Origin of the sequence: Polaromonas sp., from assembly GCF_031411155.1 — a bacterium.
In the GTDB taxonomy this organism is placed as follows: Bacteria; Pseudomonadota; Gammaproteobacteria; order Burkholderiales; family Burkholderiaceae_C; genus Polaromonas.
This window is the reverse complement of record NZ_JANOAL010000263.1, coordinates 49506-75892: the sequence shown is the minus strand read 5'-3', so window position 1 is coordinate 75892 and position 26387 is coordinate 49506. Positions and strand designations below refer to the sequence as shown.

General features: G+C 64.1%; 21 protein-coding genes. 14 read left to right on the top strand and 7 right to left on the bottom strand.

Features of this window, described 5'->3' with window-relative positions; all coding sequences use genetic code 11:
* Positions 1–403: 403 nt before the first annotated feature.
* From RMO23_RS15935 to RMO23_RS15920, 4 genes are all read right to left on the bottom strand, one after another.
* Complete coding sequence (locus RMO23_RS15935; protein WP_309683577.1) at positions 404–2104, bottom strand: hypothetical protein; 1701 nt, start codon at positions 2102–2104, stop codon at positions 404–406.
* 447 nt (positions 2105–2551) lie between these two features.
* Entirely contained in the window at positions 2552–4165 is a 1614-nt protein-coding gene (gene nadB / locus RMO23_RS15930; protein WP_309683575.1) for an L-aspartate oxidase, read from the bottom strand.
* A 194-nt stretch (positions 4166–4359) separates the two neighbouring features.
* The gene (locus tag RMO23_RS15925; protein ID WP_309683573.1) at positions 4360–5217 is read right to left on the bottom strand and encodes a ScpA family protein; all 858 of its coding nucleotides are present in this window, start codon (positions 5215–5217) and stop codon (positions 4360–4362) included.
* Positions 5218–5345: 128 nt separating this feature from the next.
* On the bottom strand, positions 5346–5564 hold the full coding sequence (locus tag RMO23_RS15920; protein ID WP_309683572.1) for a DUF3460 family protein: 219 nt from the start codon (positions 5562–5564) through the stop codon (positions 5346–5348).
* A gap of 52 nt (positions 5565–5616) precedes the next feature.
* Here RMO23_RS15920 and RMO23_RS15915 point away from each other — a divergent pair, with 52 nt between their 5' ends.
* From RMO23_RS15915 to RMO23_RS15905, 3 genes are all read left to right on the top strand, one after another.
* The gene (locus tag RMO23_RS15915; protein ID WP_405041615.1) at positions 5617–6162 is read left to right on the top strand and encodes an outer membrane protein assembly factor BamE; all 546 of its coding nucleotides are present in this window, start codon (positions 5617–5619) and stop codon (positions 6160–6162) included.
* Between the two features lie 140 nt (positions 6163–6302).
* The gene (locus tag RMO23_RS15910; RefSeq protein ID WP_309683571.1) at positions 6303–6818 is read left to right on the top strand and encodes an AmiS/UreI family transporter; all 516 of its coding nucleotides are present in this window, start codon (positions 6303–6305) and stop codon (positions 6816–6818) included.
* Between the two features lie 40 nt (positions 6819–6858).
* Positions 6859–7356 (top strand): nucleoside deaminase, encoded by a 498-nt coding sequence (locus RMO23_RS15905; RefSeq protein WP_309683569.1) that lies wholly within the window; start codon positions 6859–6861, stop codon positions 7354–7356.
* Between the two features lie 3 nt (positions 7357–7359).
* Here RMO23_RS15905 and RMO23_RS15900 read toward each other — a convergent pair whose 3' ends face one another.
* Complete coding sequence (locus tag RMO23_RS15900) at positions 7360–8331, bottom strand: LysR family transcriptional regulator (protein WP_309683567.1); 972 nt, start codon at positions 8329–8331, stop codon at positions 7360–7362.
* Positions 8332–8525: 194 nt separating this feature from the next.
* Between RMO23_RS15900 and RMO23_RS15895 the strand changes: the two genes are divergently transcribed.
* From RMO23_RS15895 to uraH, 4 genes are read left to right on the top strand one after another with little or no spacing between them, the layout of a single operon-like run.
* Positions 8526–9875 carry an MFS transporter gene (locus tag RMO23_RS15895; protein ID WP_309683565.1) on the top strand — a complete coding sequence of 450 codons (1350 nt, stop codon included), beginning with the start codon at positions 8526–8528 and terminating at the stop codon, positions 9873–9875.
* Between the two features lie 25 nt (positions 9876–9900).
* Positions 9901–10428 carry a 2-oxo-4-hydroxy-4-carboxy-5-ureidoimidazoline decarboxylase gene (gene uraD / locus RMO23_RS15890; protein ID WP_309683564.1) on the top strand — a complete coding sequence of 176 codons (528 nt, stop codon included), beginning with the start codon at positions 9901–9903 and terminating at the stop codon, positions 10426–10428.
* Entirely contained in the window at positions 10425–10952 is a 528-nt protein-coding gene (locus RMO23_RS15885) for a hydroxyisourate hydrolase (RefSeq protein ID WP_309683562.1), read from the top strand. Before uraD ends, RMO23_RS15885 begins: the two co-directional genes overlap by 4 nt.
* 54 nt (positions 10953–11006) lie before the next feature.
* A complete protein-coding gene (uraH, locus tag RMO23_RS15880; RefSeq protein ID WP_309683561.1) occupies positions 11007–11366 on the top strand; it encodes a hydroxyisourate hydrolase in 360 nt (119 codons plus the stop codon).
* A 63-nt stretch (positions 11367–11429) separates the two neighbouring features.
* On the opposite strand, the gene RMO23_RS15875 is transcribed toward uraH, so the two are convergent.
* Positions 11430–13100, bottom strand: a complete 1671-nt coding sequence (locus tag RMO23_RS15875; protein WP_309683560.1) for a SulP family inorganic anion transporter — start codon at positions 13098–13100, stop codon at positions 11430–11432.
* A 150-nt stretch (positions 13101–13250) separates the two neighbouring features.
* Between RMO23_RS15875 and RMO23_RS15870 the strand changes: the two genes are divergently transcribed.
* Together RMO23_RS15870 and RMO23_RS15865 are read left to right on the top strand one after the other, a co-directional pair.
* Complete coding sequence (locus RMO23_RS15870) at positions 13251–13421, top strand: hypothetical protein (RefSeq protein WP_309683559.1); 171 nt, start codon at positions 13251–13253, stop codon at positions 13419–13421.
* A gap of 17 nt (positions 13422–13438) precedes the next feature.
* Positions 13439–15175 carry a 7TM diverse intracellular signaling domain-containing protein gene (locus RMO23_RS15865; RefSeq protein ID WP_309683557.1) on the top strand — a complete coding sequence of 579 codons (1737 nt, stop codon included), beginning with the start codon at positions 13439–13441 and terminating at the stop codon, positions 15173–15175.
* Here the strand turns inward: RMO23_RS15865 and metG are convergent.
* Positions 15169–17325, bottom strand: coding sequence for a methionine--tRNA ligase (gene metG, locus RMO23_RS15860; RefSeq protein ID WP_309683556.1), 2157 nt, complete (start codon positions 17323–17325; stop codon positions 15169–15171). The genes RMO23_RS15865 and metG overlap by 7 nt on opposite strands.
* Positions 17326–17514: 189 nt before the next feature.
* On the opposite strand from metG, the gene apbC reads away from it, so the two are divergent.
* From apbC to fdhF, 5 genes are all read left to right on the top strand, one after another.
* Positions 17515–18606 (top strand): iron-sulfur cluster carrier protein ApbC, encoded by a 1092-nt coding sequence (apbC, locus tag RMO23_RS15855; RefSeq protein ID WP_309683553.1) that lies wholly within the window; start codon positions 17515–17517, stop codon positions 18604–18606.
* Between the two features lie 127 nt (positions 18607–18733).
* Positions 18734–19678 (top strand): LysR substrate-binding domain-containing protein, encoded by a 945-nt coding sequence (locus tag RMO23_RS15850; protein WP_309683551.1) that lies wholly within the window; start codon positions 18734–18736, stop codon positions 19676–19678.
* A 220-nt stretch (positions 19679–19898) separates the two neighbouring features.
* Complete coding sequence (locus RMO23_RS15845; RefSeq protein ID WP_309683549.1) at positions 19899–21584, top strand: OFA family MFS transporter; 1686 nt, start codon at positions 19899–19901, stop codon at positions 21582–21584.
* Positions 21585–21662: 78 nt separating this feature from the next.
* A complete protein-coding gene (locus tag RMO23_RS15840) occupies positions 21663–23480 on the top strand; it encodes an NADH-ubiquinone oxidoreductase-F iron-sulfur binding region domain-containing protein (protein ID WP_309683547.1) in 1818 nt (605 codons plus the stop codon).
* Complete coding sequence (gene fdhF, locus RMO23_RS15835) at positions 23481–26354, top strand: formate dehydrogenase subunit alpha (RefSeq protein ID WP_309683545.1); 2874 nt, start codon at positions 23481–23483, stop codon at positions 26352–26354.
* Positions 26355–26387: the final 33 nt, after the last annotated feature.

Here is a 26387-nt window from a genome sequence, read left to right as displayed (position 1 = left end):
GGCTCCAGCGCTTATGGGCTATGCGCTGACAGCTCATTTTTTGATAGCTTGGTGCCTGGCTCGAAGAGGAGGTTCAACAAGCGCCGGTTGCGATCCATCACGGCCGCCCGGCCTAACGGCTGGTTCAGACTGGAAGCGGCTGTACAACAGACGGGCCTGCATGCCCGAGACCGGTCATTCAACGCTATCGGTTGAAGGTCGGCAGCGTGGAGATGGTTTCAATGACCGCTGCATCCGCACCTGACCAACTGCTGATGATCTTGGCAGATCCTCCATCGGTGACATTGACCGGGGAAATTTCCAACCAACTGAAATTGAAACACTTCCACTCAGTTTCCTTACCGTGACCGTTGCTTGTGTAGCGTTACTTGTTATAGACCGCCGGCTGCGCATCGGGTCTGAATCAGATGCCGAGCACCTTTAGCAGAGAGTCGGTGAATCCTTCCAGCCCCCGGCCGGTCATGCCCGTCTTCTTGCCGAAATGGGGCATTTCTTCGTATACGTAGAAGCCATTCTCGCCACTGAATGTGTCGTTCAGCAGTTCCTGCTTGCCCAGCAGGTAGGCTCCGAAGGTCTCACTGCGTCGCGTGGAATAAGCTAGATTCGCGCTGAAGCCTATCGTTGCCGCTTGGTTGATGCTGCGCCCGGCATCCGCCCGTTCGATCCGTATTCCCCGACACCCCTGAACGATTAGCTGTGCCGGGCCGTGAAACGCCAGGTAGCGCAGCTGCAGGGTCAGCCACGCATGCAGGCTGTTCAGCCGCCAATGCGACGTGATGTGGACCGGTGAGACTCTGGATTGCACGACACCAACGAGGTTGTGCGGCTGTATCACAAGCGCCGCACCCTGCGGGAGCGACAGGATGCCGATCTCACTGAAAGGATCTTGGGTGGCCGAGATTACGAACGTCTCGGGCTCGGCGGTGCGGATGCGGGTCAGCGCTACCATGCCTGAGGCCAGGCTGGTCAAGGGGAATTCCCGGTTCAGCAGCCAGCTGGTGTCCTTGTCGCCCCGGACGGACGAGCTTTGCAGGAACTCGGCGTGAACCAGCAGTTCGTGATCGGCATCAACCACCACCGGAAGCGATACCGCCGTGTGGCCGGTTTCCAGCGCCAGCTCGCCGGTCGTTTCGGGCAGAAGATGAAGCGGGGATCGGCGCGCGGCCATTGGCGCGAGCACGAAATAGAACAACGCCTTGATCGCGATGGGTGTGAAGATGATCGACAGAAGGATCAACAAGGCTGTTGGTGCAACTTCTTCAATGGGCTTCAAGAGTCTGTTGAACCAGTTGCCTTCGCGGAGCTTTTCCAGTTCAGCGATCCGGGTACGCAGCGGTTGCAGGATGGCATCGATCTCGCTGTGGTGCAGTTCGAATGCCGCGAGCGGCGGCAGCGGTCGGGTGGCCTGCAGCTGCCTGAAATGGCGCTGATAGTCGTCATGAGCCCGCCGGTTTTGAGCCAACAGGCTATCTCGCTGTGCCTCCAGTGCCTCGATCTTTTTGTACTCGGGCGATCCATAGGCGAATTTGCTTTTCACCGGATGAAGCTGCTCCAGTGTCTCTTTTTCACGCCCGATCTCCTGCCACTTCAGATAGAGGTTCTGGTGGACGAGCCGCAGCAGTTCCAGATCGTCACGACGGGCTTTTTCCGATTGCGTTGCAACCAGTCGGAACTTCAGGTCAAGCAGGTAGGACCGCACCTGTTCGAGGATGTTGATTTCGGCATTCAGCCGCAGTCCTTCCAGTTGCGCCTGGACGATGGGGGTGCCCGCCAGCACCGTGCTCAGGCTGCTGGACTGCTGCTTCTCCAGCCTTTTTTTGACCGTGATCTCCTGGTCGACCTCGGTGACACGCGATTCCAGCGTCTGCAGAGATGCCGAGCGCAGACTATTCGCGCGTCCTATGGACGCACTGGCCAGTCGATCAAGCTGAGCGGTGAGGCTCTGGTCAGCGTCAGCAAGCCGGACGGATTCGCCCCGTGCAGACTGGAACGATTTCCATTCGGCCCAACCTGCCTGCCCCAGCAGCAGCACGGCAAAAATGAGTAGGCAGGTCAAGAAGTGGCGCAACAGCCATCTGGCAATCGTTCCTGCAAGGGATTTCAATGGCGGCTTTGATGTGTTGTGAGAGCGGACAGGAAGTTCAACCGCATCAGGCGAAGTATCACACCTTTATTTGTCTTGAAAATCGCAGCTGTCAATGATCGTGGCCTGGTGCGCCAAACGATGCAAATGGACAGCCAGGAAGCAGCTGGGGGTCACTGACTCCAAACGCTGCGAAGCAGGTGCTCATCCATGCGACGTTGACCTTATGGATGCTAGCGCTTCCTCTCTAAACACTAGCCCTTGGCGACACAGCGGAAAGCCGGTGCGCGGCTGGGCGCTTGTCCCGGCGCTTACGCTCAATCAAGTTCTGTACTATCAAAAAGTGAGCTACCAGCGCACGCCAGGAAAGGGCTAGAGCCCGATTTCATTCAAACCAGGCTGGATCAGCAGCCCTCAGCGCCGCTCCTTGGTAGACGCCCCCGGTCCATGACCACGACTCCACAAGGCTCAAGCCACAGGCGGCACCAGAATCGTCGGCTCTGCCGTCGCCGCCATCTCGGGGTAGTCGCGGCTGAAATGCAGGCCGCGGCTTTCGTGGCGTGACTGGGCCGAGCGCACGATGAGGTCGGCCACCTGCACCAGGTTGCGCAGCTCCAGCAGGTCGCGCGTGACGTGAAAGTGGGCGTAGTACTCCTGGATCTCGCCCTGCAGCAGCGCGATGCGGTGCGCCGCGCGCTCCAGCCGCTTGTTGGTGCGCACAATGCCCACGTAGTCCCACATGAAGCGGCGCAACTCGTCCCAGTTGTGCGAGATCACCACGGCTTCGTCGGCGTCGGTCACGCGGCTGTCGTCCCAGCCGGGCAGGGCCGGCGGTGCGGCCAGCGGCGTTTGGGCGATGCGCTGGGCCGCTGCCCGCGCAAACACCATGCATTCGACCAGCGAATTGCTGGCCAGCCGGTTGGCGCCGTGCAGGCCGGTGCAGGCGGTCTCGCCAATCGCGTACAGGCCGGCGACATCGGTGCGGCCGTCCAGGTCGGTCAGCACGCCGCCGCAGGTGTAATGGGCGGCCGGCACGACCGGAATCGGCTGCCTGGCGATGTCTATGCCGAGCTCCCGGCAGCGCGCGTGGATGTTGGGGAAGTGCGCCAGGATGAAGGCCAGCGGCTGGTGCGAAATGTCCAGCTGCACGCAGTCCAGCCCGTGCTTTTTCATCTCGAAGTCAATCGCACGGGCCACCACGTCGCGCGGTGCCAGTTCGGCGCGCGCATCGTGCTGCGGCATGAAGCGGGTGCCGTCCGGCAGCAGCAATTTACCGCCTTCGCCGCGCACCGCTTCGGTAATCAGGAATGACTTGGCGTGCGGGTGGTACAGGCAGGTCGGGTGGAACTGGATGAACTCCATGTTGGCCACCCGGCAGCCGGCGCGCCAGGCGGCGGCAATGCCGTCGCCGGTGGCGGTGTCGGGGTTGGTGGTGTACAGGTAGACCTTGCCGGCGCCGCCCGTGGCCAGAATGGTGTGCGGCGCGCTGAAGGTGACGACCGCGTCGGTCGCTTGGTCGAGCGCATACAGGCCCAGGCAGCGGTCCGGTGCAGCTGCGGCATCTGGCGAGGGGCCGGTCTGCTTTCGGGCGTTGATCAGGTCGACCAGGGTATGGTGCTCAAACAGCGTGATGCCCGGCGTGCGGCGTACCTGCTCGATCAGGGTTTTTTGCACCGCCGCGCCGGTGGCATCGGTGACATGCACGATGCGTCGGGCGCTGTGGCCGCCTTCGCGCGTCAGGTGCAGTGCGCCGTCTTCCTGCGAAAAGGGCACGCCCAACTGTTGCAGCCAGGCAATGCTTTCGGGCGCGTGTTCCACCACAAAACGCGTGGCCGCCGGGTCCGACAGGCCGGCGCCGGCCACCAGCGTGTCGTCGACATGGGCGTCAAAACTGTCGCTCTCGGCCAGCACCGCCGCAATGCCGCCCTGGGCCCAGCCGCTGGAGCCGTCGCTGAGTTGCCGCTTGGTCAGCACCGCCACGCGGTGCGTGGGCGCCAGGTGCAGCGCGGCCGACAGGCCGGCCAGGCCGCTGCCCACGATCAATACATCGAATTTTTTCAGCTTTGAGTTGTCGTGAATCATGGATAGATCAGTCGCCGCCGGGCCGCCCCAAGGCGACTACGGCCCCCTCGGGGGGCAGCGTATGACATGCGGTGAAAAGCGTAGGGGGCCTTTCAGGCCAGCAGGGGCCGCGGAACCGGCTTCGCCGGGCCGCAGGCGCAACGGCCCCCTCGGGGGGCAGCGAAGTACGCGAAGCGACGAGCGTGGGGGCCATTTCACGCGGGGGTGTAGGCCAGGCGCACGTAAATCGGGGCAAACGCCTCGGCCTGGGTGACTTCGAGAAGGCCTTCCTTGGCCAGTTCGAGCAGGGCAATAAAGGTGACCACCAGCACCGGCATGCCGCGGCGGGTGTCGAACAGGTCTTCAAACTCCAGGAACTTGCGGCCCTGCAGCTTGCGCAGCACGATGCTCATGTGCTCGCGCACCGAGAGCTCTTCCCTGGAAATGTGGTGGTGCTGCACCAGTTTGGCGCGGCGCACGATGTCGCGCCACGCGTCCTGCAAATCCACCACGTGCACATCGGGAAAGCGCGGCTGCAGCGACTGCTCGACATAGACCTGGGCGCGCAAAAAATCGCGGCCAAACTGCGGCACCTCGTTGAGCTGGTGGGCGGCCAGCTTGATCTGCTCGTACTCCAGCAGGCGGCGCACCAGTTCGGCGCGCGGGTCTTCGGCCTCCTGGCCCTCGGCCGTCTTCTTGGGCGGCAGCAGCATGCGCGACTTGATTTCAATCAGCATCGCCGCCATCAGCAGGTACTCGGCCGCCAGCTCCAGATTGGTGGCGCGGATTTCATCGACATAGACCAGGTACTGGCGCGTCACCGCCGCCATCGGGATGTCCAGAATATTGAAGTTCTGCTTGCGGATCAGGTACAGCAGCAAGTCCAGCGGGCCCTCAAACGCCTCCAGAAACACCTGCAGCGCATCGGGCGGGATGTACAGGTCGTGCGGCATCGCAAACAGCGGCTCGCCATAGAGCCGGGCCAGCGCCACCTGGTCAATCACGGCCGGCAGGCCGGTGCCAGGGCCGGCGGGCAGCTCTTGCGCGGGGGACAGGGAGGCGGTGGGGGGCATGAAGCAGCGGTTGCGGTCAGGGCGCGGGGATCGATTTGCTATAAAAATAATAGCTGCCTGCGCACGTTGTTATTGGGCTAGAGGCCTATTTCGATCAAATTGAGCGCCGATTCGGGCTGGTTCGGGGCTTATTTGCCATTCGGGTGGCTGCTGGTGCCGTAGACATAGGGCTGCTGCGCCACGCTGGCCTCGCGGTACTCGGCCTCGTCGGCACGGTTCAGGTTCTTGTCCCACAGCAGGGCGCGGCCGGCGCGCTGCTCGGCTTCCAGCGTGGGCTTGTTGGCCTTGAGCTGGTCGATGAACTGGGTGGCTTCAGAGGTGTAGTCGGGGCGGCGAAAAAAGGACATGGAACGGGACTGCCTAAAACGTATAGTTGACGCATTTTACCGGGGGACTGCCTTGCGCTCATTGTTAACGCCGCTGTTGCTGATTTTGTGCCTCGCCGGCTGCGACCCGCAGCGTATCGCCGAGCTTGAGGAAGGCGTGGCCAGCGAGGCCGATGTGCGGACGCGTTTTGGCGAGCCGGAAAAAATCTGGGAGGCCGGCGACCTGGCCGGTTTGCCCCTGCCGGCACGGGTGCTGGACGCGGTGGCCCAGCCCGGCGCGCGCACCTTTGAATACAACCGCCAGCCCGCCGGCCAGGTCAATTACATGATCACCATTGGTCCCGACGGCAAGCTGAGCGCGCTCAGGCAGGTGCTGACGCCGCAGAACTTCGAGCGCGTCCTGACCGGCATGCCAATGGAGAAGGTGCGCAAAATGCTGGGCAAACCGATGAAGATCACGCCCTTTGCCCTTAAGCAGGAGACCCATTACGACTGGCGCTACATGGGCGACCCGAACACGGCGCGCATTTTTACCGCCGTGTTTGACACCGATCTGCGCGTGATTCGCACCGCCTCGGTGGACGACCTGCGGCCCGAGACCGGCGGCGGAAACCGCTAGGCAGGGCCGCCGGCCAGCAGGGCGCGGGCCCGGCGGGCGTTCCGCCGGGAGGCTGTTTACAAAGGTGTATACACTTTTGTAAATTCTGGCTATCATGCGCCCATGATTTTTTTGCCTCCCGCTTTGCCTACAGGCCTTTCATGCTGACCGGCCTGGTCCTGTTCTACGTCGGCGCGGTGCTGATTCTCAACGGCCTGTGGATGCTGGGCCGCCTGCATGACCGCGAGGTCTGGGTCATCAACCTGCTGGTCGGCGGCGTGACCCTGCTGGTGGCGCTGAAGCACGCGCTGGGGCCAGGGGCCGACGCGGCGTCAATCAAGGCCGCCGCGCTGTCACTGCTGTTTTCCTTTACCTATCTGTGGCTGGCCATCAACCGCCTGACCGGCGCTGATGGCCGGGGCCTGGGCTGGTTCAGCCTGTTCGTCGCCATCAGCGCCGTGCCGGTGGCGGTCGATACCCTGCAGGGCGCAGTCAGCACCTGGGACTTCTGGCTTGGTCTGTCATGGGCGGTCTGGGGCGTTTTGTGGCTGCTCTACTTTTTGCTGCTGGCGCTGCAAAAGCCGGTGGCGCGCCTGACCGCCGGCGTGGCGATCGCCTCGGGCGTTTTGACCGGCTGGCTGCCCGGCTACCTGCTGCTGACCGGCGCCATGGCCTGAGCCCGCCGCACCCCTTCAAACATTACCCATCAAGGATGCCATGACCTTCGCGCCCGACGACACCACCCCCATGCAGCTTGCCATCGACGCCTCGCGGGCGGCGCTCCAGGCGGGCAACAACCCTTACGGCGCGGCCCTGGTCTCGGCCGGCGGCCGGGTGCTGCATGTGGCCGGAAACACCCAGCAGACCAGTGGCGATGCCACCAACCACGCCGAAATGGTGTTGCTGCGCGAGGCCGAATCGCGCCTGGGCCAGGCGGCGCTGCGCGGCAGCACGGTGTATGCCAGCGGCGAGCCCTGCGCCATGTGCAGCGGCGCCCTTTACTGGGCCGGCGTGCGCCGCGTGGTGTATGCCGCGTCCAACGAGGTCATGGCGGGTCTGATGGGCGCTGACACGGTGCTGCCGATTCGTTGCGCCGACCTGCTGGCAGCCGGCTCGCCGGCGGTGCAGGTGGACGGCCCGGTGCTGGCCGAGGCCGCTGCCCAGGTGCTGCGCGAGGCCGTGGCGCTGCGCGCCGGCAGGCCCCTGGCTGGCTAAAACTCAAGGCGTGCCGGCCGCACCGGTCGTATCGGCGGCCGACGGCGGGAGCGCCTGCGCCACGCGGCGCGCCGCATCCGACAGCAGGGTGCGGAACCAGCGGTGCGGCGGCGAATGGTGAGAGCGCTCATGCCAGAGCTGGTAAAAGCGCATGCGCGGAAAGTCGAACGGCGGCGCCGACATCGACAGTGGCAGCGTGCGTGCAAAATGCGCGGCGAAATGGCGCGCCGTGGTGAACACCAGGTCGGTGTTCACCAGCAGGTAGGGCGCCAGCTCGAAAAACGGCACCACGACGCAGGCATCGCGCGTCACGCGCAGGCTGCTGAAGTGGGTCTCGACGACGCCGCGCTGCGACTGCGAATAGGGCAAGGGCACCACATGGCGCGCCGCCAGGTACTGCTCGCGCGTCAGGCCGCGGGCAGCCCGCCGGTCGTGGCTGCTCATCAGGCAGACCACATCGTCTTCCAGCAGCACCGACAGGTGCAGCTGCGGCGGCGGCTGCGGCCAGTTGCCAATCACCACGTCCAGCTCGCCCTGCGCCAGCGCGCGCTCATAGTCATAGTCGGCGCCCAGCGGCTGCACCATGAGCCGGGCCCGCGGCGCCTCGCGCCTAAAGCGCTCGACCGCGCCGGCCAGAAAGGACGCCGCCATGAAGTCCGGCGAACCGATGCGGAAGGTTTGCGTGCTCGATGCCGGGTCAAACTGCTCCGCATCCACGCGCATGGCATCAATCTCGCCCAGCGCCCGCCGGGCGTGCTCGCGCAGCACCAGCGCCCGGTCGGTCGGCGCCATGCCGCCTTTCTCGCGCACCAGCAAGGGGTCGCCAAAAATCTCGCGCAGCCGTTTCAGCGCGATGCTGATGGTCGGCTGGGACTGGTTCAGCCGGATGGCGGTGCGCGACACATTGCGCTCCGTGACCAGGGTCACCAGCACGCGCAGCAGGTAGCTGTCAACGGGATCGGCGGGTCGGCTCATGGTTCGGCTTTCTTGTCGTCGGGCTAGATGGTATTCGGATTCTGCAATTTTGCTTATAGCAGTCCCGGTGCGCGGCGCGGCCGGCTTGTTCTTAGACTGGCGGCTCCCGGTAAAGCGCATGCATTGCGCGAAAAGAGCGAACCCCGCAGGCCAGCCCGGCCCGCAGTTCATCCAAAACGACACAGGAGACAAGCATGAGTACAGCAAGCGTCACGCTACCCCTTGCCCAAGCACCCGCCAAGACGGAGCTGGACAATGTTTACAAGAAAATCTTTTTGCGGCTGATCCCATTTTTAATGGCGCTGTGGATTCTCGCCTGGCTAGACCGCGTCAACATCGGCTTCGTCAAGCTGACCATGCTCGACGACCTGAAATGGAGCGAGGCGGTCTACGGCCTGGGCGCCGGCATTTTCTTCCTCGGCTACTTCTTCTTTGAAGTGCCCAGCAACCTGCTGCTGCAGAAAATCGGCGCGAAAAAAACCATCATGCGCATCACGATTGGCTGGGGCCTGACCAGCATCGCGATGATGTTTGTGACGACGCCGCAGATGTTTTACGGCCTGCGCTTTTTGCTCGGCGTGTTCGAGGCCGGCTTTTACCCCGGCATCATTCTTTACCTGACCTTCTGGTTCCCGAACGACCGCCGCGCCAAGGCGTTTGGCATGTTCATGTCGGCCTCGGCGCTGGCCGGTGTGATTGGCGGGCCACTGGCTGGCTTCATCATGACCTCGCTCAACGGCGTCAACGGCTGGCAGGGCTGGCAGTGGGTGTTTTTGCTTGAAGGCATCCCGTCGGTGATCGCCGGCTTCGTGACCTGGTTTTACCTGACCGACAAGCCCGAACAAGCCAGCTGGCTGACGCAGCGCGAACGCGATCTGGTGCACGCCGACCTGGCGCGCGACGCCAAGGCGCTGGGCCACCGCGAGCACAGCATGCTGGCCTCGCTGAAGGACTCGAAGATCTGGCTGATGATCCTGATCTACTTCTGCATCATCGCGGCCAACTCGTCGCTGACCTTTTACGGCCCGACGCTGGTCAAGGAAGTCGGCTTCACCAGCCCGCTGGCGGTCGGCTGGATCATGGCCGCGGCTTACCTGTGCGGCGCGGCCGGCATGATTTTCAACGGCTTTCATTCCGACAAGCATCAGGAGTCGCGCTACCACTGCGGCATTGCGGCGGCGCTTGGATCGGCTTCGCTGCTGGTCATTGCGCTGTTGCTCAAAACCAGCCCGCTGCTGACCCTGGTGATGCTGACCCTGGCCATTGTCGGCACCATGAGCGCCATTCCGGTGTTCTGGCAGATGCCCAACCGCTTTTTGTCGGGTGCGGCGGCGGCCGGTGGTGTCGCGCTGATCAACTCGGTGGCCAATCTGGCCGGCTTTGGCGCACCCTGGATGCTGGGGCTGATCAAAACCTCGACCGGCTCGCTGTCCGCCGGCCTGTACGTGGTGGCCGCGTTCGAGATCTGCGCCACGCTGTTGATCCTGAAGTTCGTGCCGCGCATCCAAAAGACGCCCGCCGCCGCCAGGGCGAGCTTTCATTAAGTCTGACGAGCAACGGAGAACAGCAATGACAGAAGCGACACTCGGGCTCGACCTCGATGCCCTCAATGCCTTGGATGCGGGCGATTTCGTCGACGCGCTCGGCAGCACATTCGAGCATTCGCCGTGGGTGGCCGAGGGGGCCAGCGCGGCCAGGCCGTTTGCCAGCATCGACCAGCTGCACGCGGCCATGATGGCCGTGGTGCAGGGGGCGCCGCGCGACACCCAGATTGCCTTTCTGTGCGGCCACCCCGAACTGGCCGGCAAGGAGGCTGTGGCCGGCACCATGACGCGCGATTCGGTCGGCGAACAGGCCAGCGCCGGGCTCAATGCGCTGAGCCCGGCCGAGATCGGCGAGCTGCGCGAGCTCAACGCCCGCTACCGCGAGCGCCACGGCTTTCCCTTCATCATTGCGGTGCGGCGCCACAGCAAGGCCGAAATCTTCAGCCTGTTGCGAAACCGCCTGGCGCAGGGTAGCGACACTGAACTGACGGAAGCCCTGAATCAGATCGCCGCAATCACGCGGCTGCGTGTTCAAGCCAAGGTGGCAGCATGAAAAGCGAAACAAGCTTCTCCCCAGCCGGTGCGATGCCGCGGCGCGGTGTGCTGCGCGCCGGCTTGCTGATGGGTGGCGCGGCGCTGGCGCCGCGCTTTGCGGCGGCTGCGGACGTGCCCGCCGCGGCCCCCACCGGCCTGACCGTCGCGCCGAGTTCGCAGGCCGGCGTGTCGCCGCGGCTGACGGTCCACGCGATCGACAGCTTCCACGGCGCGACCGGCGCCGGGCTGAGGCTCGACCTCTCGCGCTTCGACGGTGAGCGCTGGCAGTTGCTCAAGACCGTGCGGGCCAACGCTGGCGGTCGGCCCGCCGAACCGCTGCTGATCGGCGACGCCTACCGCACCGGCCGCTACGAGGTGCTGTTGCACCTCGACGAGTACTTCGCGCAGATGGGCGCCAAGCTGCCGCAGCCCGCGTTCCTCTCTAAGGTGCCGCTGCGTTTCGTGATCCAGGATGCGGCGCAGCGGGTGCACCTGGCGGCGCTGTTCTCGCCCTGGGGTTATTCGTACTACCGCGGCAGCTGAGGCCACCCCGGGCATCCAGCAAGCGGACTTTGAACCATTTCAGGAGCATTCAAGATGGCAGGTATCTCGACCCATGTACTGGACGGCCACACCGGTCGCCCCGGCGCCGGCATGCGCATTGACTTCTCGATGCGTGAGAAAGACGGCAGCTGGAAGCTGGTCAAGACCATGACGACCAACGCCGACGGGCGCACCGACCAGCCGGTGCTCGCGCCCGAGGCGGCGGCGGTCGGCGAATACGAGCTGAGCTTTCACCTCGGCGACTTCTACGAACGCCAGGGCGCACGCCTGGCCGACCCCCTGTTCGTCGACAAGGTCGTGCCGCTGCGCTTCGCGATTTTCGATGCGAAGCAGCACTACCACGTGCCCATGCTGTGCACGCCCTGGAGCTGCGCCACCTACCGCGGCAGCTGAACCCGGTTTGATTGCAAAAATGGCCTGTAGCCCAATAACCATGGGCATAAGTAGCTATATTTTTTATAGCGATTCAATTTTGGCGAGAAAGCCCGAACGCTCCATCGCCATGCGCGGCTGGGCGTTCAGGCCCATGATGACGAGCCGGCCGCCACGCAGCACGATGGCCTTGTGCAGCTGCTCCAGCACATCCAGGCCCGAGGTGTCCAGCGACTGCAGCGACTGCACATCGAGCCGTATCACCAGCCCCCTGGGCGCGCTTTCCACCACGTTCAGGATCGGGTCTATCTTGGCCACCGCGCCAAAAAACAGCGAGCCGTAGAGCTGAAAGCTGGCCGCGTCGTCGCTGCGTGAGGTTTCGACCACCTGAAACAGGCTGCTCATGCGCCGCACAAACAGCACGCAGGCCAGCATCAGCCCGACCTGCAGCGCCACCGTCAGGTCAAAAATCACGGTCAGCAAGAACGTGCCCATCATGATCAGGCGGTAGTGGCTGCTGGCCTGGCGCAGGCGCGCAAATTCGCGCCATTCGCCCATGTTCCAGGCCACGTACAGCAAGATGCCCGACAGCACCGCCAGCGGCACATGCACCGCCAGCGGCGCGGCGGCCAGCACCACCAGCGCCAGCGTCAGCGCATGCACCAGGCCCGACACCGGCGAAGTGGCGCCGGCCCGCACATTGGTCACGGTGCGGGCAATGGTGCCGGTGGCCGGCATGCCGCCAAAAAACGGCACCACGAAATTGGCCACGCCCTGGGCCATCAGCTCCTGGTTCGGGTCGTGCCGGGGCAGGCCCGAGATCTGGTCGGCCACGCGCGCGCAAAGCAGCGACTCCACCGCGCCCAGCAGCGCAATCGTGATGGTGGGCGCCACCAGCAGCCGCACCGTGGCCCAGGAGAAATCGGGCAGTGCAAAGCTGGGCAGGGCGCGTGGAATGCCGCCAAATCTTGTGCCTATGGTTTCAATCGGCAGGCTCAGCAGGTAGGAAAACGCCGTCAGCGAGAGCAGCGCCACAATCGGCCCCGGCATGCGCGAGGCCATGCGCGTGGCGCGCTGCAGCTGCACGCCTTCAACGGCCTGCACCAGCCGGATCAGGCGCGCGGTGAAGCCTTTTTCCTGGCGCGTGGCGGTGTCAAACAGCCGCGGCCAGACAAACAGGCCCAGCAGGCAGGCCAGGCCCAGGCCCAGCGCAAGCGGGTTCAGGGTGTCGATATGCGCCGCGATGACGCGTATCTGCGAGAAAAAATCCGCCGGCATTTTGGGCACGTCCAGACCCAGCAGGTCCTTGATCTGCGACAGCACGATCAGCACCGCAATGCCGTTGGTAAAGCCCACCACAATGCTGACCGGCACATAGCGCACCAGCGTGCCCAGCCTGAAAAACCCGAGCAAAAACAGCAGCACGCCCGCGCAGGCGGTGGCAATCAGCAAATTGGCCAGGCCGTAGCGCTCCAGAATGCCGTAGACGATGACGATGAAAGCGCCGGCCGGCCCGCCGATTTGCACCGCCGATCCGCCCAGCGCCGAGATCAGCGCGCCGGCGATGATGGCGGTCCAGATGCCGGCCTCGGGTTTCAGGCCGGAGGCAATGGCAAACGCCATGGCCAGCGGCAGCGCCACGATGCCCACGGTCAGGCCGGAGCCAGCGTCCCTGAAAAACCGGTCCCGGTTGTAGCCGGCCAGCGCCGACATCAGGCGGGGGCGAAACGGCGCGAGGTAGGCGGGCAGGTGCATGGGCGGGCCATTGTGCGCATCAGTCCAGCGGGATCAATGCAGCTTCGTTGTTCCACGGTTTCGACGGTTTCGAGGCTTTCGCTACAGTCGGCATGTGGGGCATTTGGCGATTGTCAACCTTCTGGATGATTGTTACATTGGATTTCACCGATGATGCCCGACAAGGCGCGGCATTGGCCCTGGGCAATGCGTCGCTGTTTTTCCGGTTTTGAGCGGATCGGCCTGCCCATTTTGTTGTTTGAGGAGCCTGTTTGCCCGGTTGTTCCCGTTTTTGGCGTGCCCTTTCTGTCGCTTGTGCCGCCCGCCTGGCGCCGCTGCTGACCTTGCTTGTCGGCTTGATGCTGCTGCACGCCCCGGTCGCGGGGCAGACCGCCTCCAGCCTGCAGGCGGTCGGCCCGTTTGCCCGAATTGCCGGTGACCCCGGCCAAGGCTCGCAGGCCTCGCGGGTGCTGCTCGATGCCGCGGGCCAGTTCACGGTGGAGCAGGTGCATGGCCGTTTTGAAGCCGGCGAAGGCCGGGCCGTGAACCAGGCGCAGATCATGCCCGCCGCTGGCGGCGGCGCGCTGTGGTATCGGGTCGAGCTGCCGTCGCTGGAGCAGCCCACGGCCCTGGTGCTGACCGTGCCGCACCCCGGCATGGACAGCGTGAACCTGTACCGCCCCGCCACTCCCGCCAATGCCGATGCCGATTCCAGCGCCGGCCAGTGGCAGGTGCAGCGCTCGGGCGACCATATAGCGACGGCCGCGTGGCCGCTGCGCTACCTCTACCCCGCCTTCGGCTTTCAGGTCCAGCCCGGCGAAAGCCAGCCCACCTATCTGCGGGTAACGCACAGCTTTCCGATCAGCGTGTACTGGACGCTGTCCGACGCGCGCAGCTTTCACGAGACCAGCAAGCAGTGGCATTTGCTGCTGGGGGTTTACATCGGGCTGGTGGTGGTGCTGGTGTTGCTCAGTGTGTTTCATGCGCTCGCCTGGCGCGATCCGGTGCATTTTTTCTTTGCCGTGCTGGTGCTGGTCATCGCGCTGGGGCAGTTGTCGCTGACGGGCCTGGCGGGCGAGTATTTCTGGCCCGGCTCGGCCGGCTGGAACGACAGCGCGCCGCTGGTCCTGTCGCTGGCCAGCGCCGCCCTGCTGCACCTGTTCTTGCGCCAGCTGGTGGCCGAGCGGGAGGCCTCCTGGCTGTCCTGGTGGCTGTTGCTGATGACCCTGGTGGGCGGCCTGCTCACGGCGGCTCACCTGGCGCTGGGCCGGGAAGCGGTGTTTGCCTACACCGGCCCTTATTTTCTCGCCAGCATGGCCAGCTACCTGCTGGCGGCGTTCTGGTACGCCCGGCGCAGGCCCCGCGTCGGTCTCTGGGTGCTGGCCGCCACCGTCAGCCTGGGGGCGGGGGCGGTGTTTCCGGTGCTGCGCAACATGAGCCTGATGTCGCTCAACGCGGCCACCCAGTTTGGCGCGCAGGCGGGTTCCGCGCTGGAGGTGCTGCTGCTGCTGGTGGCGCTGTCCCAGCGCAACCGCGAGCGGCGCGACAACCAGTTGCGGGTGGGCGCCATGGCCAGCGTCGATGCGCTGACCGGCGTGGCCAACCACCGCATCCTGCTGCAGCGGCTGGACCAGTTGCTGCTGCGCCAGCAGCGCGAGCCAGGCGTGGGCGCGGTGCTGCGCATCCGGCTCGGCAACGCCAGCGAGATTCGCAACGAATACGGCCTCGAAGTGGCGCAAAACGCGATGGTTCATGCGGGCACCTGCATCACCGGGGTGGCGCACGAGGGCGACACCGTGGCCCGGCACCGCGACGGGGACTTCGTGCTGATCCTGCGCGAGGCCATGACGCAGGCGCAATTGACCGGTCTGGGCCAGCGCCTGATCGCGCACGGCCTGGCCGAAAGCCCGGCACTGCCGCCCGGGACCGTGCTTCGGCTCAAACTGGCGGTGGCGCCAGCGCCTTTTCAGACCACCGACGCCGGCTCACTGCTGCAGTCGCTGGGCGAGGTGCTGGACGGGCTGGCGGGGCGCGCCGGCACCGCGTTGCGCTTTGCCAACTCGCGCGCGCCCCGGGGCGACACCCAGCCTCAGTGAATCCGCATGCCCGGCGTGGCGCCCGGCAAGGGCTCCAGCACATAAATGCCGGGCTGGGCTTTTTCATCGGCATGGCTGGCGGCCAGCACCATGCCTTCGCTGATGCCGAACTTCATCTTGCGCGGCGCCAGGTTGGCGACCAGCACCGTGTGCTTGCCGATCAGGTCTTCGGGTTGGTAGCTTGATGCAATGCCGCTGAAGACATTGCGCAGCCGGCCTTCGCCGGCGTCCAGCGTCATGCGCAGCAGCTTGGTCGAGCCTTCGACCGGCTCGCAATTGACGATTCTGGCGATGCGCAAATCGACCTTGGCGAAATCGTCGATGCCGATGGCGGGCGCGATCGCTTCGCCGCCGGGCAACTCGTTTGCTATCAATTCTGTAGCCAACTGCGCAGGTTCCGCCTGGGCTGGAGGCTCAAACAAGGCATCAAGCTGCTTGATGTCGACGCGTTGCATCAAAGGCTTGAACTCATTAAATTTATGTCCAGGTGCAATGAACTTCGCTGGATCGAGAGGAAGAGATAACTCGTCCCAAGTGAGCGGAGAACAATTCAGGAAGTGCTCCGCATCGGAGACGAGCGTAGGCAGAATTGGTTTTAGAAAAATACTGAGCGCTTTAAATCCGGCAATAGACGAAGCACAAATCTGCGCCAGCTGTTCCTTCGCGATTGGATCACTGGCTGCCGTTTTTGCAAGAATCCACGGTTTGAAACCATCGAATTCCTTGTTGATGGCATCGGCGACTTCCATGATTAGGCGGGTTGCCTTGCTGAATTCTCGGCCGTCCAATGCGGCCTTGATTTCCACGCTATTTTGTAAAGCTACTGCAAAACCAGCCGTATCTGCTGTTACGGGGACACCTTGGATGTTTCCCATCGCAATTGGCTGCATCTCATTTGCGAAATGCTTTGCGAAAAAAGGAGCTGTCCGACTCGCAATATTCACATACTTGCCAATCAAATCACTGTTGACCCGCGCCATGAAATCGTCGGCGTTGAAGTCAATGTCCTCATTGCGCGCATTGAGCTTGGCCGCCAGGTAGTAGCGCAGCCATTCGGGGTTCATGCCCAGGCTCAGGTATTTGAGCGGATCGAGGCCGGTGCCGCGACTTTTGCTCATTTTTTCGCCGTTGTTGACCGTCAGAAAACCATGCACAAACACGTTGTCGGGCGTCTTGCGGCCGCTGAAATGCAGCATGGCCGGCCAGAACAGGGTGTGAAAGGTGACGATGTCCTTGCCGATGAAGTGGTACTGCTCCAGCGCCGGCAAGGTGGCCGGGTCCATGTAGTCGTCGTAGCTTTCGCCGCGCTTGTCCAGCAGGTTTTTCAGCGAAGCCAGGTAGCCGACCGGCGCGTCGAGCCAGACATAAAAGTACTTGCCCGGTGCATCGGGAATCTCAATGCCAAAGTAGGGTGCATCCCTCGAAATATCCCAGTCGCCCAGGCCTTCGCTGGTCGTGCCGTCGGCGTTGCTGCGCACTGAAAACCATTCCCTGACCTTGTTGGCGACCTCCGGCTGCAGCTTGCCGTCCTGCGTCCAGTTTTCCAGAAATTCCACGCAGCGTGGGTCAGACAGGCTGAAAAAGAAATGCTCGGAGCTTTTCAGGATGGGCGTAGCGCCCGACAGCGCCGAGTAGGGGTTGACCAGGTCGGTCGGTGCGTACACCGCCCCGCAGACCTCGCAGTTGTCGCCATACTGGTCCTTGGCGCCGCAGCGCGGGCATTGGCCCTTGATGAAGCGGTCGGGTAAGAACATGTTCTTTTCGGGGTCAAAGAACTGCTCTATGGTCTTGGAGGCAATCAGCCCGGCTTTTTTGAGGTCCAGGTAGATTTGCTGCGCCAGCTGGTGGTTTTCCGGCGCGTCGGTCGAATGCCAGTTGTCAAAACTGATGTGAAAGCCGTCCAGGTAGGGCTTGCGCCCGGCGGCGATGTTGGCCACAAACTGCTGCGGCGTCTTGCCGGCCTTTTCGGCGGCAATCATGATGGGCGCGCCGTGGGCGTCGTCGGCCCCGACAAAATTGACCGCGTGGCCCTGCATTCTCTGAAAGCGCACCCAGATGTCGGCCTGGATGTATTCCATGATGTGGCCAATATGAAAATTGCCATTGGCGTAGGGCAGGGCGGTGGTAACAAACAGGCGGCGCTGGGACATAGGTGGGGCTTTGAGGCTTGTTGGGGCTAACCCGCGATTTTAAGTCCCACCCGCTTGCCCACGCAGCCCATTCCCCCATGACCTTTGGGCCGGGCGCCACGGCGTTAGACTTCACGGCAAGCCCACGGGCAGCCGCGTTGCCGCACCCGCAGCACCCTGCCCACCCAGACTTCAACGGAGATTTCCCCCATGGCGCTAGAACAGCAGGCAGTTTTGAATGCGTTGCAAACCGTGCCGGACCCGAACACGGGCCAGGACTATGTCAGCAGCAAGGCGCTGAAAAACCTGCAGATTGCCGGTGGCGACGTGTCCTTCGATATCGAGCTCGGTTACCCGGCCAAAAGCCAGCTGGCCGCCATCCGCAAAAGCCTGATTGCCGCGACCAGGGCGGTGCCTGGCGTCACCAATGTGTCGGTCAACGTCGGCTTCAAGATTGCCAGCCACAGCGTGCAGCGCGGCGTGCAGCTGCTGCCCAATGTGAAGAACATCATTGCCGTGGCCTCGGGCAAGGGCGGCGTCGGCAAAAGCACCACGGCGGTCAACCTGGCGCTGGCACTCGCGGCCGAGGGCGCCAACGTCGGCCTGCTCGATGCCGATATTTACGGCCCCAGCCAGCCGATGATGATGGGCATAGAGGGCCGGCCCGAAAGCCTGGACGGCAAAAACATGGAGCCGATGGAAAACTATGGCATCCAGGTCATGTCGATCGGTTTTCTGGTGGCGCAGGACGAAGCCATGATCTGGCGCGGCCCGATGGCGACCCAGGCGCTGGAGCAACTGCTGCGCCAGACCAACTGGAAAGACCTGGACTACCTGATCGTTGACCTGCCGCCCGGCACCGGCGACATCCAGCTGACCCTGAGCCAGCGCGTGCCGATGACCGGTGCGGTGATCGTCACCACGCCGCAGGACATCGCCTTGCTCGATGCCAAAAAAGGCATCAAGATGTTTGAAAAAGTCGGCGTGCCGATTCTGGGCATCGTCGAAAACATGGCGGTGCATGTCTGCAGCCAGTGCGGCCATGCGGAGCATATCTTTGGCGAAGGCGGCGGCAAGAAGATGGCGGCCGACTACAAGATGGACTACCTGGGCGCGCTGCCGCTGGACATGCAGATCCGCCTGCAGGCCGACAGCGGCCGGCCGACGGTGGTGGCCGACCCCGATGGCGTGGTCGCCGCGATTTACAAGTCGGTGGCACGCCAGGTGGCGATCACGGTGGCGGCCAAGTCCAAGGATTTTTCGGCGAAGTTTCCGACCATCACCATCAGCAAGAACACCTGACGCGGATTGACCGGTCACGCCATTGCGACGGTGCGACGGTGCGGCCGCGCAGCCAGGGCCGGCGATGCAGCGGACGCTTTGGCGACCGGGGTGCCGACAAGCCCGTGAGACAACAAGTGAGCCTGACATGAACCTGATGTCTTCCCTGCGCTATCTGGTGGCGCTCCATGAGCATCAACACTTCGGCCGTGCCGCCAAGGCCTGCCACATTACCCAGCCCGCGTTGTCCAACGCCCTGCGCGCGCTGGAGGCCGAGTTCAAGGTGGTCATTGTCAAGCGCGACCGCAACTACGCCGGGCTGACGCCAGAGGGCGAGCGGGTGCTGGCCAGTGCCCAGTTCATGCTGCACGAGCATGCGGTGTTGCAGCAGGAGCTGCGCAGCGACACCCACCTGCCGCGCGGCGCCCTGCGCATAGGCGCGGTGCCCACGGCCGTGCCCATCGTGGCGCGTTTCGCGGCCATGCTGCAGTCCCAGCACCCCGGCATCTTGCCGGTGGTATTGTCGATGAGCTCTTACGAACTGGAAAAAGGACTCGAGGATCTGTCTATCGACCTGGCGCTGGGCTACACCGAGCGCATGGGGCTGCGCGACACCCGGCTGGTGGCATTGCCGCAGTACCTAGAGCACTATTTTTTGCTGCGCCGCGCGGCCACGCCGCATGCAGCGGGCCTGCGCATCGGCCCCAGGATCAGCTGGAAGGAGGTCGCCCGGCTGTCGCTGTGCCTGCTCACCCCCGATATGCACAACCGCACCATCGTCGATGCCGCCTTCACCACCGCCGGCGTGCTGGCAAAGCCGGCGATTGAGACCAATTCCATTTTGACCATGGCCCTGAGTGTGGTGGCCGGTAGCGTGTCCAGCATATTGCCGGGGGCCCTGGTGGGCACTGTGCGCGGCTACCGCGAGCTGGAAGCCCTGCCATTGATCAGTCCCCAGGTGCGCACGCCCATCGGCTTCATGTCGCACGGCGCCGTCAGGCCGTCGCGGGCGCTGGAAGCCGCCCTGGCGCTGGCGCGCGACGAAGGCTGGTTGCGCCACGCGGTCGCACACAGCGGTTTGCTGGCGGTTTGAAAAGACCCTCTGGAATCATTCAGGGGGCGCGTCGGGTGACCCGGTCCGCCTGCTTGATTGGCGCGTGATTGCTGCGCTGCCGCATTTAGTTTTTGAATCAGGCCATGTCTCGAATCAATTGGACGACGGCTTGCCGTGTCCCGGATACTGCGCGGGCGCCGTTGGAGCGCCTCGCCGCCATACAGCCTTGCATCTTTCTACAAAAATTCTGGAGACAACCATGACAAGCATAGCAATCGGTCCGGATATGGGGGTGGGTCAGCCGGCCGGCCCCGCATCGGGTTTTCTGGATAAAGAGCGCATCATTGCCGGCCCCGGCTTTAACCGCTGGTTGGTGCCTCCCGCCGCGCTGGCGATTCACCTGTGCATCGGCATGGCCTACGGTTTTTCCGTGTTCTGGCTGCCCTTGTCAAAGGCGCTGGGCATCAAGGACGCCATCAAGTGCGGGCCTGAGGTCGGGTTTTTTGCGCAACTGTTTTCCACCACCTGCGACTGGCAGATTTCCACGCTGGGCTGGATGTACACCCTGTTTTTCGTGTTGCTGGGCTCATCGGCCGCCATCTGGGGTGGCTGGCTGGAGCGGGCCGGCCCGCGCAAGGCCGGGGTGGTGTCGGCGGCTTGCTGGTGCGGCGGCATGCTGATTTCGGCCCTGGGCATTTACCTGCACCAGTTCTGGCTGATGATTCTGGGCTCCGGCGTCATTGGCGGTATCGGCCTGGGCCTGGGCTATATCTCGCCGGTGTCAACGCTGATCAAGTGGTTTCCTGACCGCCGCGGCATGGCCACCGGCATGGCGATCATGGGTTTTGGCGGCGGCGCCATGATCGGCTCGCCACTGGCGGCTGACCTGATGAAGTATTTTGCCTCGCCGACCAGCGTCGGCGTGATGCAGACCTTTGTCGTCATGGCGCTGATTTACTTCGTGTTCATGATGGCCGGTGCGCTCACCTACCGCGTGCCAGAAACCGGCTGGACGCCCGCCGGCTGGACGCCGCCACCGGCGCAGGTCAACAACGCCATGATTACCCAGCGCCACGTCCATGTGAAAAAGGTCTGGGGCATTCCCCAGTTCTGGCTGATCTGGCTGGTGCTGTGCATGAATGTGAGCGCCGGCATCGGCGTGATCGGCATGGCCTCGCCCATGCTTCAGGAAGTGTTTGGCGGCTCGCTGATCGGCGTGGCCAAGAAGTTTGGCGAGCTGGACAAGGGCCAGCTGGCCGCGATTGCCACGGTGGCGGCCGGCTTTACCGCGCTGCTGAGCCTGTTCAACATTGGCGGGCGTTTCTTCTGGGCCAGCCTGTCCGACAAACTGGGCCGCAAGCTGACCTATGTGATGTTCTTCGTGCTCGGAGGGGTGATGTACTTCAGCGTGCCGGGCAGCGCGGCAGCCGGCAGCATCGTGCTGTTCGTTGGCGCCTTCTGCGTCATCCTGAGCATGTACGGCGGCGGCTTTGCCACCGTGCCGGCCTACCTGGCCGACTTGTTTGGCACGCAGATGGTGGGCGCCATTCATGGCCGCCTGCTCACGGCCTGGGCCACCGCCGGTGTGCTGGGCCCGGTGGTGGTGAACTACATGCGCGAGTACCAACTAGGGCTTGGCATTCCGCGCGAGCAGGTTTACAACCAGACCATGTACATCCTGACCGGTATGCTGGTGGTGGGCCTGATCTGCAACCTGATGGTCAGACCCCTGGCCGACAAGTGGTTCATGACCGACGCGGAACTGGCGGAAGAAAAACGCCTGGCGCACGACAAGGCGGCCTCGACCGAACTGCACCGCAGCGCGGGCGCCAGTGCCGACGCCGTGAGCCCGGTCTTCGTCGTGCTGGCCTGGCTGGCCGTGGGCATTCCGCTGGCCTGGGGCGTGTACCGCACCTTGCAAAGCGTTGCCAAATTTTTTAACTGATGGCTTGCCATCTTCAAGGAAAACTCCAGGTCAAACGCCTCCCGCGCATGCGCGCGGGGCGTTTGACCCTAAACAACCATGAACCATCCGGCACCGTCATCTGAAGTCAAGGCCGTTGCCATCGCCACGGCCGATGAAATGCGCGAGCGCATTCGTCGCAAGAGCAAGCTCAAGGGCCGCCAGCCCGACGAGGCCTCGCTCGCCGAGGTAAGAGCCCTGATTGGCCTGCGGCCCGAGGCCGGCCACCGCCGCGACCTGCTGATCGAACACCTGCACCTGCTTAATGACGCCTACCGCTGCCTGCACGAGCGCCACCTGGTGGCGCTGGCCAGGGAGATGAACATCCCGATGGCCGAGGTGTATGAGGTGGCCACCTTCTACCACCACTTCGAGGTTGTCAGGGGCGACGGCAAAGCGCCGGGCCTGACGGTGCGGGTCTGTGACGGGCTGGCCTGCGAGCTGGCTGGGGCGCAGGACCTGCTGGCGCGGCTGCCGGCCCTGCTCGGCAGTGCTGACGTGCGGGTGATCGCCGCGCCCTGCATAGGCCGCTGCGAGCAGGCACCGGCGGCGCTGGTGCACCAGACTGCGGTGCCGTTGGCGACGCCAGAAACCATTGTTGAGGAGGTAAAAAGGCCTCTGGTCCATATAGAACGTGCACCATTAGCTATTAATTTCATAGCATCCGACTTTGCCGAAAAGAGTCTGCCGGGCTGGACTGGCGAGGGTGCGCCCGCCTTCACGGACTATGCGGCTTACCGGAGGCAAGGTGGCTATGCGCTGGCGGCCGCGCTCGCCCATGGCAAGAAGGAGGCGGAACCCGTCCTCAAGGCGATGGAAGACTCTGGCCTGCGCGGCCTGGGCGGCGCAGGCTTTCCGGCGGGGCGCAAATGGCGCATCGTGCAGGGCCAGCCCGCGCCGCGCGTGATGGCGGTCAACATTGACGAGGGCGAACCCGGCACCTTCAAGGACCGCTTTTACCTGGAGCGCGACCCGCACCGTTTTCTCGAAGGCATGCTGGTGGCGGCGCAGGTGGTGGGCGTTCAGGCCTGCTACATCTACCTGCGCGATGAATACCACGACTGCCGCCGCATGCTGCAGGCCGAAATCGCCAAACTGCAGGCCGACCCGCCCTTTCCTCCTCATGTTTCGTTGCCGCTGATCGAGCTGCGGCGCGGCGCCGGCGCCTATATCTGCGGCGAAGAGTCGGCCATGATTGAAAGCATTGAAGGCAAGCGCGGCGAACCCCGCATGCGCCCGCCCTACATTGCCGAGGTCGGCCTGTTTGGCCGCCCCACGCTGGAACACAACTTCGAAACGCTGTACTGGGTGCGTGACATTGTGGAAAAAGGCCCGCATTGGTTCAGCGGTTTTGGCCGCCATGGCCGCAAGGGCCTGCGCAGCTTCAGCGTCAGTGGCCGCGTGCGGCAGCCCGGCGTCAAGCTGGCACCGGCCGGCATTACCCTGCGGGAGTTGATTGACGAATACTGCGGCGGCATGGCGGACGGTCATACCTTGTACGCCTACCTGCCGGGCGGCGCATCCGGTGGCATCTTCCCCGCCAGCCATGCCAATGTGCCGCTGGACTTTGACACTCTGCAGCCGCACGGCGGCTTCATCGGCTCTGCCGCCGTGATGGTGCTCGGCCAGCATGACAAGGCCCGCGACGCGGCGCTCAACATGATGCGGTTTTTTGCGCACGAGAGTTGCGGCCAGTGCACGCCGTGCCGCGTCGGCACCGCCAAGGCCGCACAGCTGATGCAGGCGCCGCGCTGGGACCACGCCACGCTGGAAGACCTGAATGAAGTGATGACCGATGCGTCGATTTGCGGCCTGGGTCAGGCGGCGCCGAATCCGGTGCGCTGTGTCCAGAAATATTTTTCCCATGAGGTGGCTTGAATGAATGCACGAGCCGAACCCGCAGAACTCGCGCTGCAAACCGTCACCTTCACGCTCGACGGCCAGGCCATTCAGGCGTTTGAGGGCGAAAGCATCCTGAGCGCCGCCGAGCGCCATGGGGTCAACATTCCGCGTCTTTGTTACACGGAAGGCCTGCGGGCCGACGGCAATTGCCGCGCCTGCGTGGTCGAAATCAAGGGCGAGCGCACGCTGGCGCCGAGCTGCTGCCGCAACGCCACGGCGGGCATGCAGGTGCAGGCCAACAGCGAACGCGCGCGCAAGAGCCAGAAAATGGTGCTCGAGATGCTGCTGTCCGACATGCCGGACCAGGGCTACAAATGGAATGAGTTCGACGAGTCGCAGCAGCACGGTGAACTCAGCGACTGGGCCGCGCGCATGGACGTCTCGGTGCGCCCCGCGCTCAAGGCCTTGCGCCGGGAGCAACCCGCGGCCGACCTGTCGCACCCGGCCATGGCAGTCAACCTCGACGCCTGCATCCAGTGCAACCGCTGCGTGCGCGCCTGCCGCGAAGAGCAGGTCAACGATGTGATCGGCTTTGCGCTGCGCGGCGCGCACAGCGAAATCGTGTTCGACCTGAACGACCCCATGGGCGACAGCACCTGCGTGGCCTGCGGTGAATGCGTGCAGGCCTGCCCGACCGGCGCGCTCATGCCCAAGACCCAGATCGGCTCGCAAATCGTCGACAAAAAGGTTGACTCGGTCTGTCCTTTCTGCGGCGTTGGTTGCCTGCTGACCTACAACGTCAAGGACAATGTCATCGTCAGCGTCGATGGGCGCGACGGCCCGGCCAACCACGGCCGCCTGTGCGTCAAGGGCCGCTTTGGTTTTGACTATGCGGCCAGCCCCCAGCGCCTGACCGTGCCGCTGATCCGCAAGGCCGGTGTGAGCAAAGACCCGGCCTTGCTGCAGAACCTGAACCGTGACACGGCGGACTGGTCCGAAGTGTTCCGCGAAGCCACCTGGGAAGAGGCATTGGCGTATTCCGCCGGCACGCTGAAAAGCCTGCGCGACACCCATGGCAAGAAATCGCTGGCCGGTTTTGGTTCGGCCAAGGGCAGCAATGAAGAAGCCTATCTGTTCCAGAAGCTGGTGCGCACCGGCTTTGGCAGCAACAACGTGGACCACTGCACGCGCCTGTGCCATGCCTCCAGCGTGGCCGCGTTGCTGGAGGGCGTGGGCTCGGGCGCCGTCAGCAACCAGGTCAATGATGTGGAGCATGCGGGGCTGATTTTTGTCATCGGTTCCAACCCGACGGGCAATCACCCGGTGGCCGCCACCTGGATGAAAAACGCAGCGAAGCGCGGCGCCAAGATTGTGCTGGCCGACCCGCGCGTCACCGACATCGGCAAGCACGCCTGGCGCACCCTGCAGTTCAAGGCCGACACCGACGTGGCCATGCTCAACGCCCTGATCCACACGGTGATCGACGAGGGCCTGACTGATCAGGCATTCATTCGGGACCGTGTCAGCAACTTTGAAGCGCTGCGGGAGAACGTCAAGGGCTATAGCCCCGAGGCGATGGCGCCGATTTGCGGCATTCCGGCGCAAACCCTGCGCGAGGTGGCGCGCGAATTTGCCAGCGCCAAGGGCGCGATGATTTTGTGGGGCATGGGCGTCAGCCAGCATGTGCATGGCACCGACAATGCGCGCTGCCTGATTGCCCTGAGCACGGTGACGGGGCAAATTGGCAAACCCGGCTCCGGCCTGCACCCGCTGCGCGGCCAGAACAATGTGCAGGGTGCCAGCGATGCGGGCCTGATTCCGATGATGTTTCCCAACTACCAGCGGGTGGACAACCCGGCCGTCCACACCTGGTTTGAGGACTTCTGGAACACCCCGCTTGATAGCCAGCCCGGCTACACCGTGGTCGAAATCATGCACAAGGCGCTGGCGCCGGACAGCGACCCGCACAAGATTCGCGGCATGTACATCATGGGCGAAAACCCGGCCATGAGCGACCCGGACCTGAACCATGCGCGCCACGCGCTGGCCAGTCTGGAGCACCTGGTGGTGCAGGACATCTTCATGACCGAAACCGCCTGGCTGGCCGACGTGGTGCTGCCTGCCACCGCCTGGCCCGAGAAAACCGGCAGCGTCAGCAACACCGACCGCATGGTGCAGCTGGGCAAGCAGGCGATTGACCCGCCCGGCGAGGCCAAGCCTGATTTATGGATCATTCAGCAACTAGCAAAACGCATGGGACTGGACTGGAACTACGCAGGGGAGCACGCGGGCGTCGCGGCGGTCTATGAAGAAATGCGCCTGGCCATGCACGCGGCCATCTCGGGCATCAGCTGGGAGCGGCTGGAGCGGGAATCGAGCGTGACCTACCCCTGCCTGAGCGCCGATGACCCGGGCCAGCCCACGGTGTTCATTGACAGCTTTCCCACGGCCGACGGTCGCGTGAAGCTGGTGCCGGCCGACATCATTCCGGCCAACGAGCGGCCCGATGCCGACTACCCGTTTGTGCTGATCACCGGCCGCCAGCTGGAGCACTGGCACACCGGCAGCATGACGCGCCGCGCCACGGTGCTCGATGCCCTCGAACCGATGGCCACCGCCTCGCTCTGCGGCGCCGACCTGCTGGTGCTGGGGCTGCAGGCGGGCGACGTGATCACGGTGCGGTCGCGCCGGGGCCAGGTCGCCATCCGTGTGCGACGCGACGACGGAACGCCGCAGGGCGCGGTGTTCATTCCGTTTGCCTATTACGAGGCGGCGGCCAACCTGATGACCAATGCCGCGCTCGATCCGTTCGGGAAAATACCGGAGTTCAAGTACTGCGCCGTGGCGGTCAGGCCCGGTGGCCAACTGCCGGCGACGGCCGGCTATGGCGCAGGGGTGGAGGCGGGTTAGCCCTTGGCCAGCACGCCGCGGCCCTAACAGCCA

Coding starts and splice junctions, on each gene's coding strand:
- nadB (WP_309683575.1), bottom strand. CDS start 4,165: ATGATTCACGACAACTCAAAGCTGAAAAAATTCGATGTATTGATCGTG.
- RMO23_RS15925 (WP_309683573.1), bottom strand. CDS start 5,217: ATGCCCCCCACCGCCTCCCTGTCCCCCGCGCAAGAGCTGCCCGCCGGC.
- RMO23_RS15920 (WP_309683572.1), bottom strand. CDS start 5,564: ATGTCCTTTTTTCGCCGCCCCGACTACACCTCTGAAGCCACCCAGTTC.
- RMO23_RS15910 (WP_309683571.1), top strand. CDS start 6,303: ATGCTGACCGGCCTGGTCCTGTTCTACGTCGGCGCGGTGCTGATTCTC.
- RMO23_RS15905 (WP_309683569.1), top strand. CDS start 6,859: ATGACCTTCGCGCCCGACGACACCACCCCCATGCAGCTTGCCATCGAC.
- RMO23_RS15900 (WP_309683567.1), bottom strand. CDS start 8,331: ATGAGCCGACCCGCCGATCCCGTTGACAGCTACCTGCTGCGCGTGCTG.
- RMO23_RS15895 (WP_309683565.1), top strand. CDS start 8,526: ATGAGTACAGCAAGCGTCACGCTACCCCTTGCCCAAGCACCCGCCAAG.
- uraD (WP_309683564.1), top strand. CDS start 9,901: ATGACAGAAGCGACACTCGGGCTCGACCTCGATGCCCTCAATGCCTTG.
- RMO23_RS15885 (WP_309683562.1), top strand. CDS start 10,425: ATGAAAAGCGAAACAAGCTTCTCCCCAGCCGGTGCGATGCCGCGGCGC.
- uraH (WP_309683561.1), top strand. CDS start 11,007: ATGGCAGGTATCTCGACCCATGTACTGGACGGCCACACCGGTCGCCCC.
- RMO23_RS15875 (WP_309683560.1), bottom strand. CDS start 13,100: ATGCACCTGCCCGCCTACCTCGCGCCGTTTCGCCCCCGCCTGATGTCG.
- RMO23_RS15870 (WP_309683559.1), top strand. CDS start 13,251: ATGATGCCCGACAAGGCGCGGCATTGGCCCTGGGCAATGCGTCGCTGT.
- RMO23_RS15865 (WP_309683557.1), top strand. CDS start 13,439: ATGCTGCTGCACGCCCCGGTCGCGGGGCAGACCGCCTCCAGCCTGCAG.
- metG (WP_309683556.1), bottom strand. CDS start 17,325: ATGTCCCAGCGCCGCCTGTTTGTTACCACCGCCCTGCCCTACGCCAAT.
- apbC (WP_309683553.1), top strand. CDS start 17,515: ATGGCGCTAGAACAGCAGGCAGTTTTGAATGCGTTGCAAACCGTGCCG.
- RMO23_RS15850 (WP_309683551.1), top strand. CDS start 18,734: ATGAACCTGATGTCTTCCCTGCGCTATCTGGTGGCGCTCCATGAGCAT.
- RMO23_RS15845 (WP_309683549.1), top strand. CDS start 19,899: ATGACAAGCATAGCAATCGGTCCGGATATGGGGGTGGGTCAGCCGGCC.
- RMO23_RS15840 (WP_309683547.1), top strand. CDS start 21,663: ATGAACCATCCGGCACCGTCATCTGAAGTCAAGGCCGTTGCCATCGCC.
- fdhF (WP_309683545.1), top strand. CDS start 23,481: ATGAATGCACGAGCCGAACCCGCAGAACTCGCGCTGCAAACCGTCACC.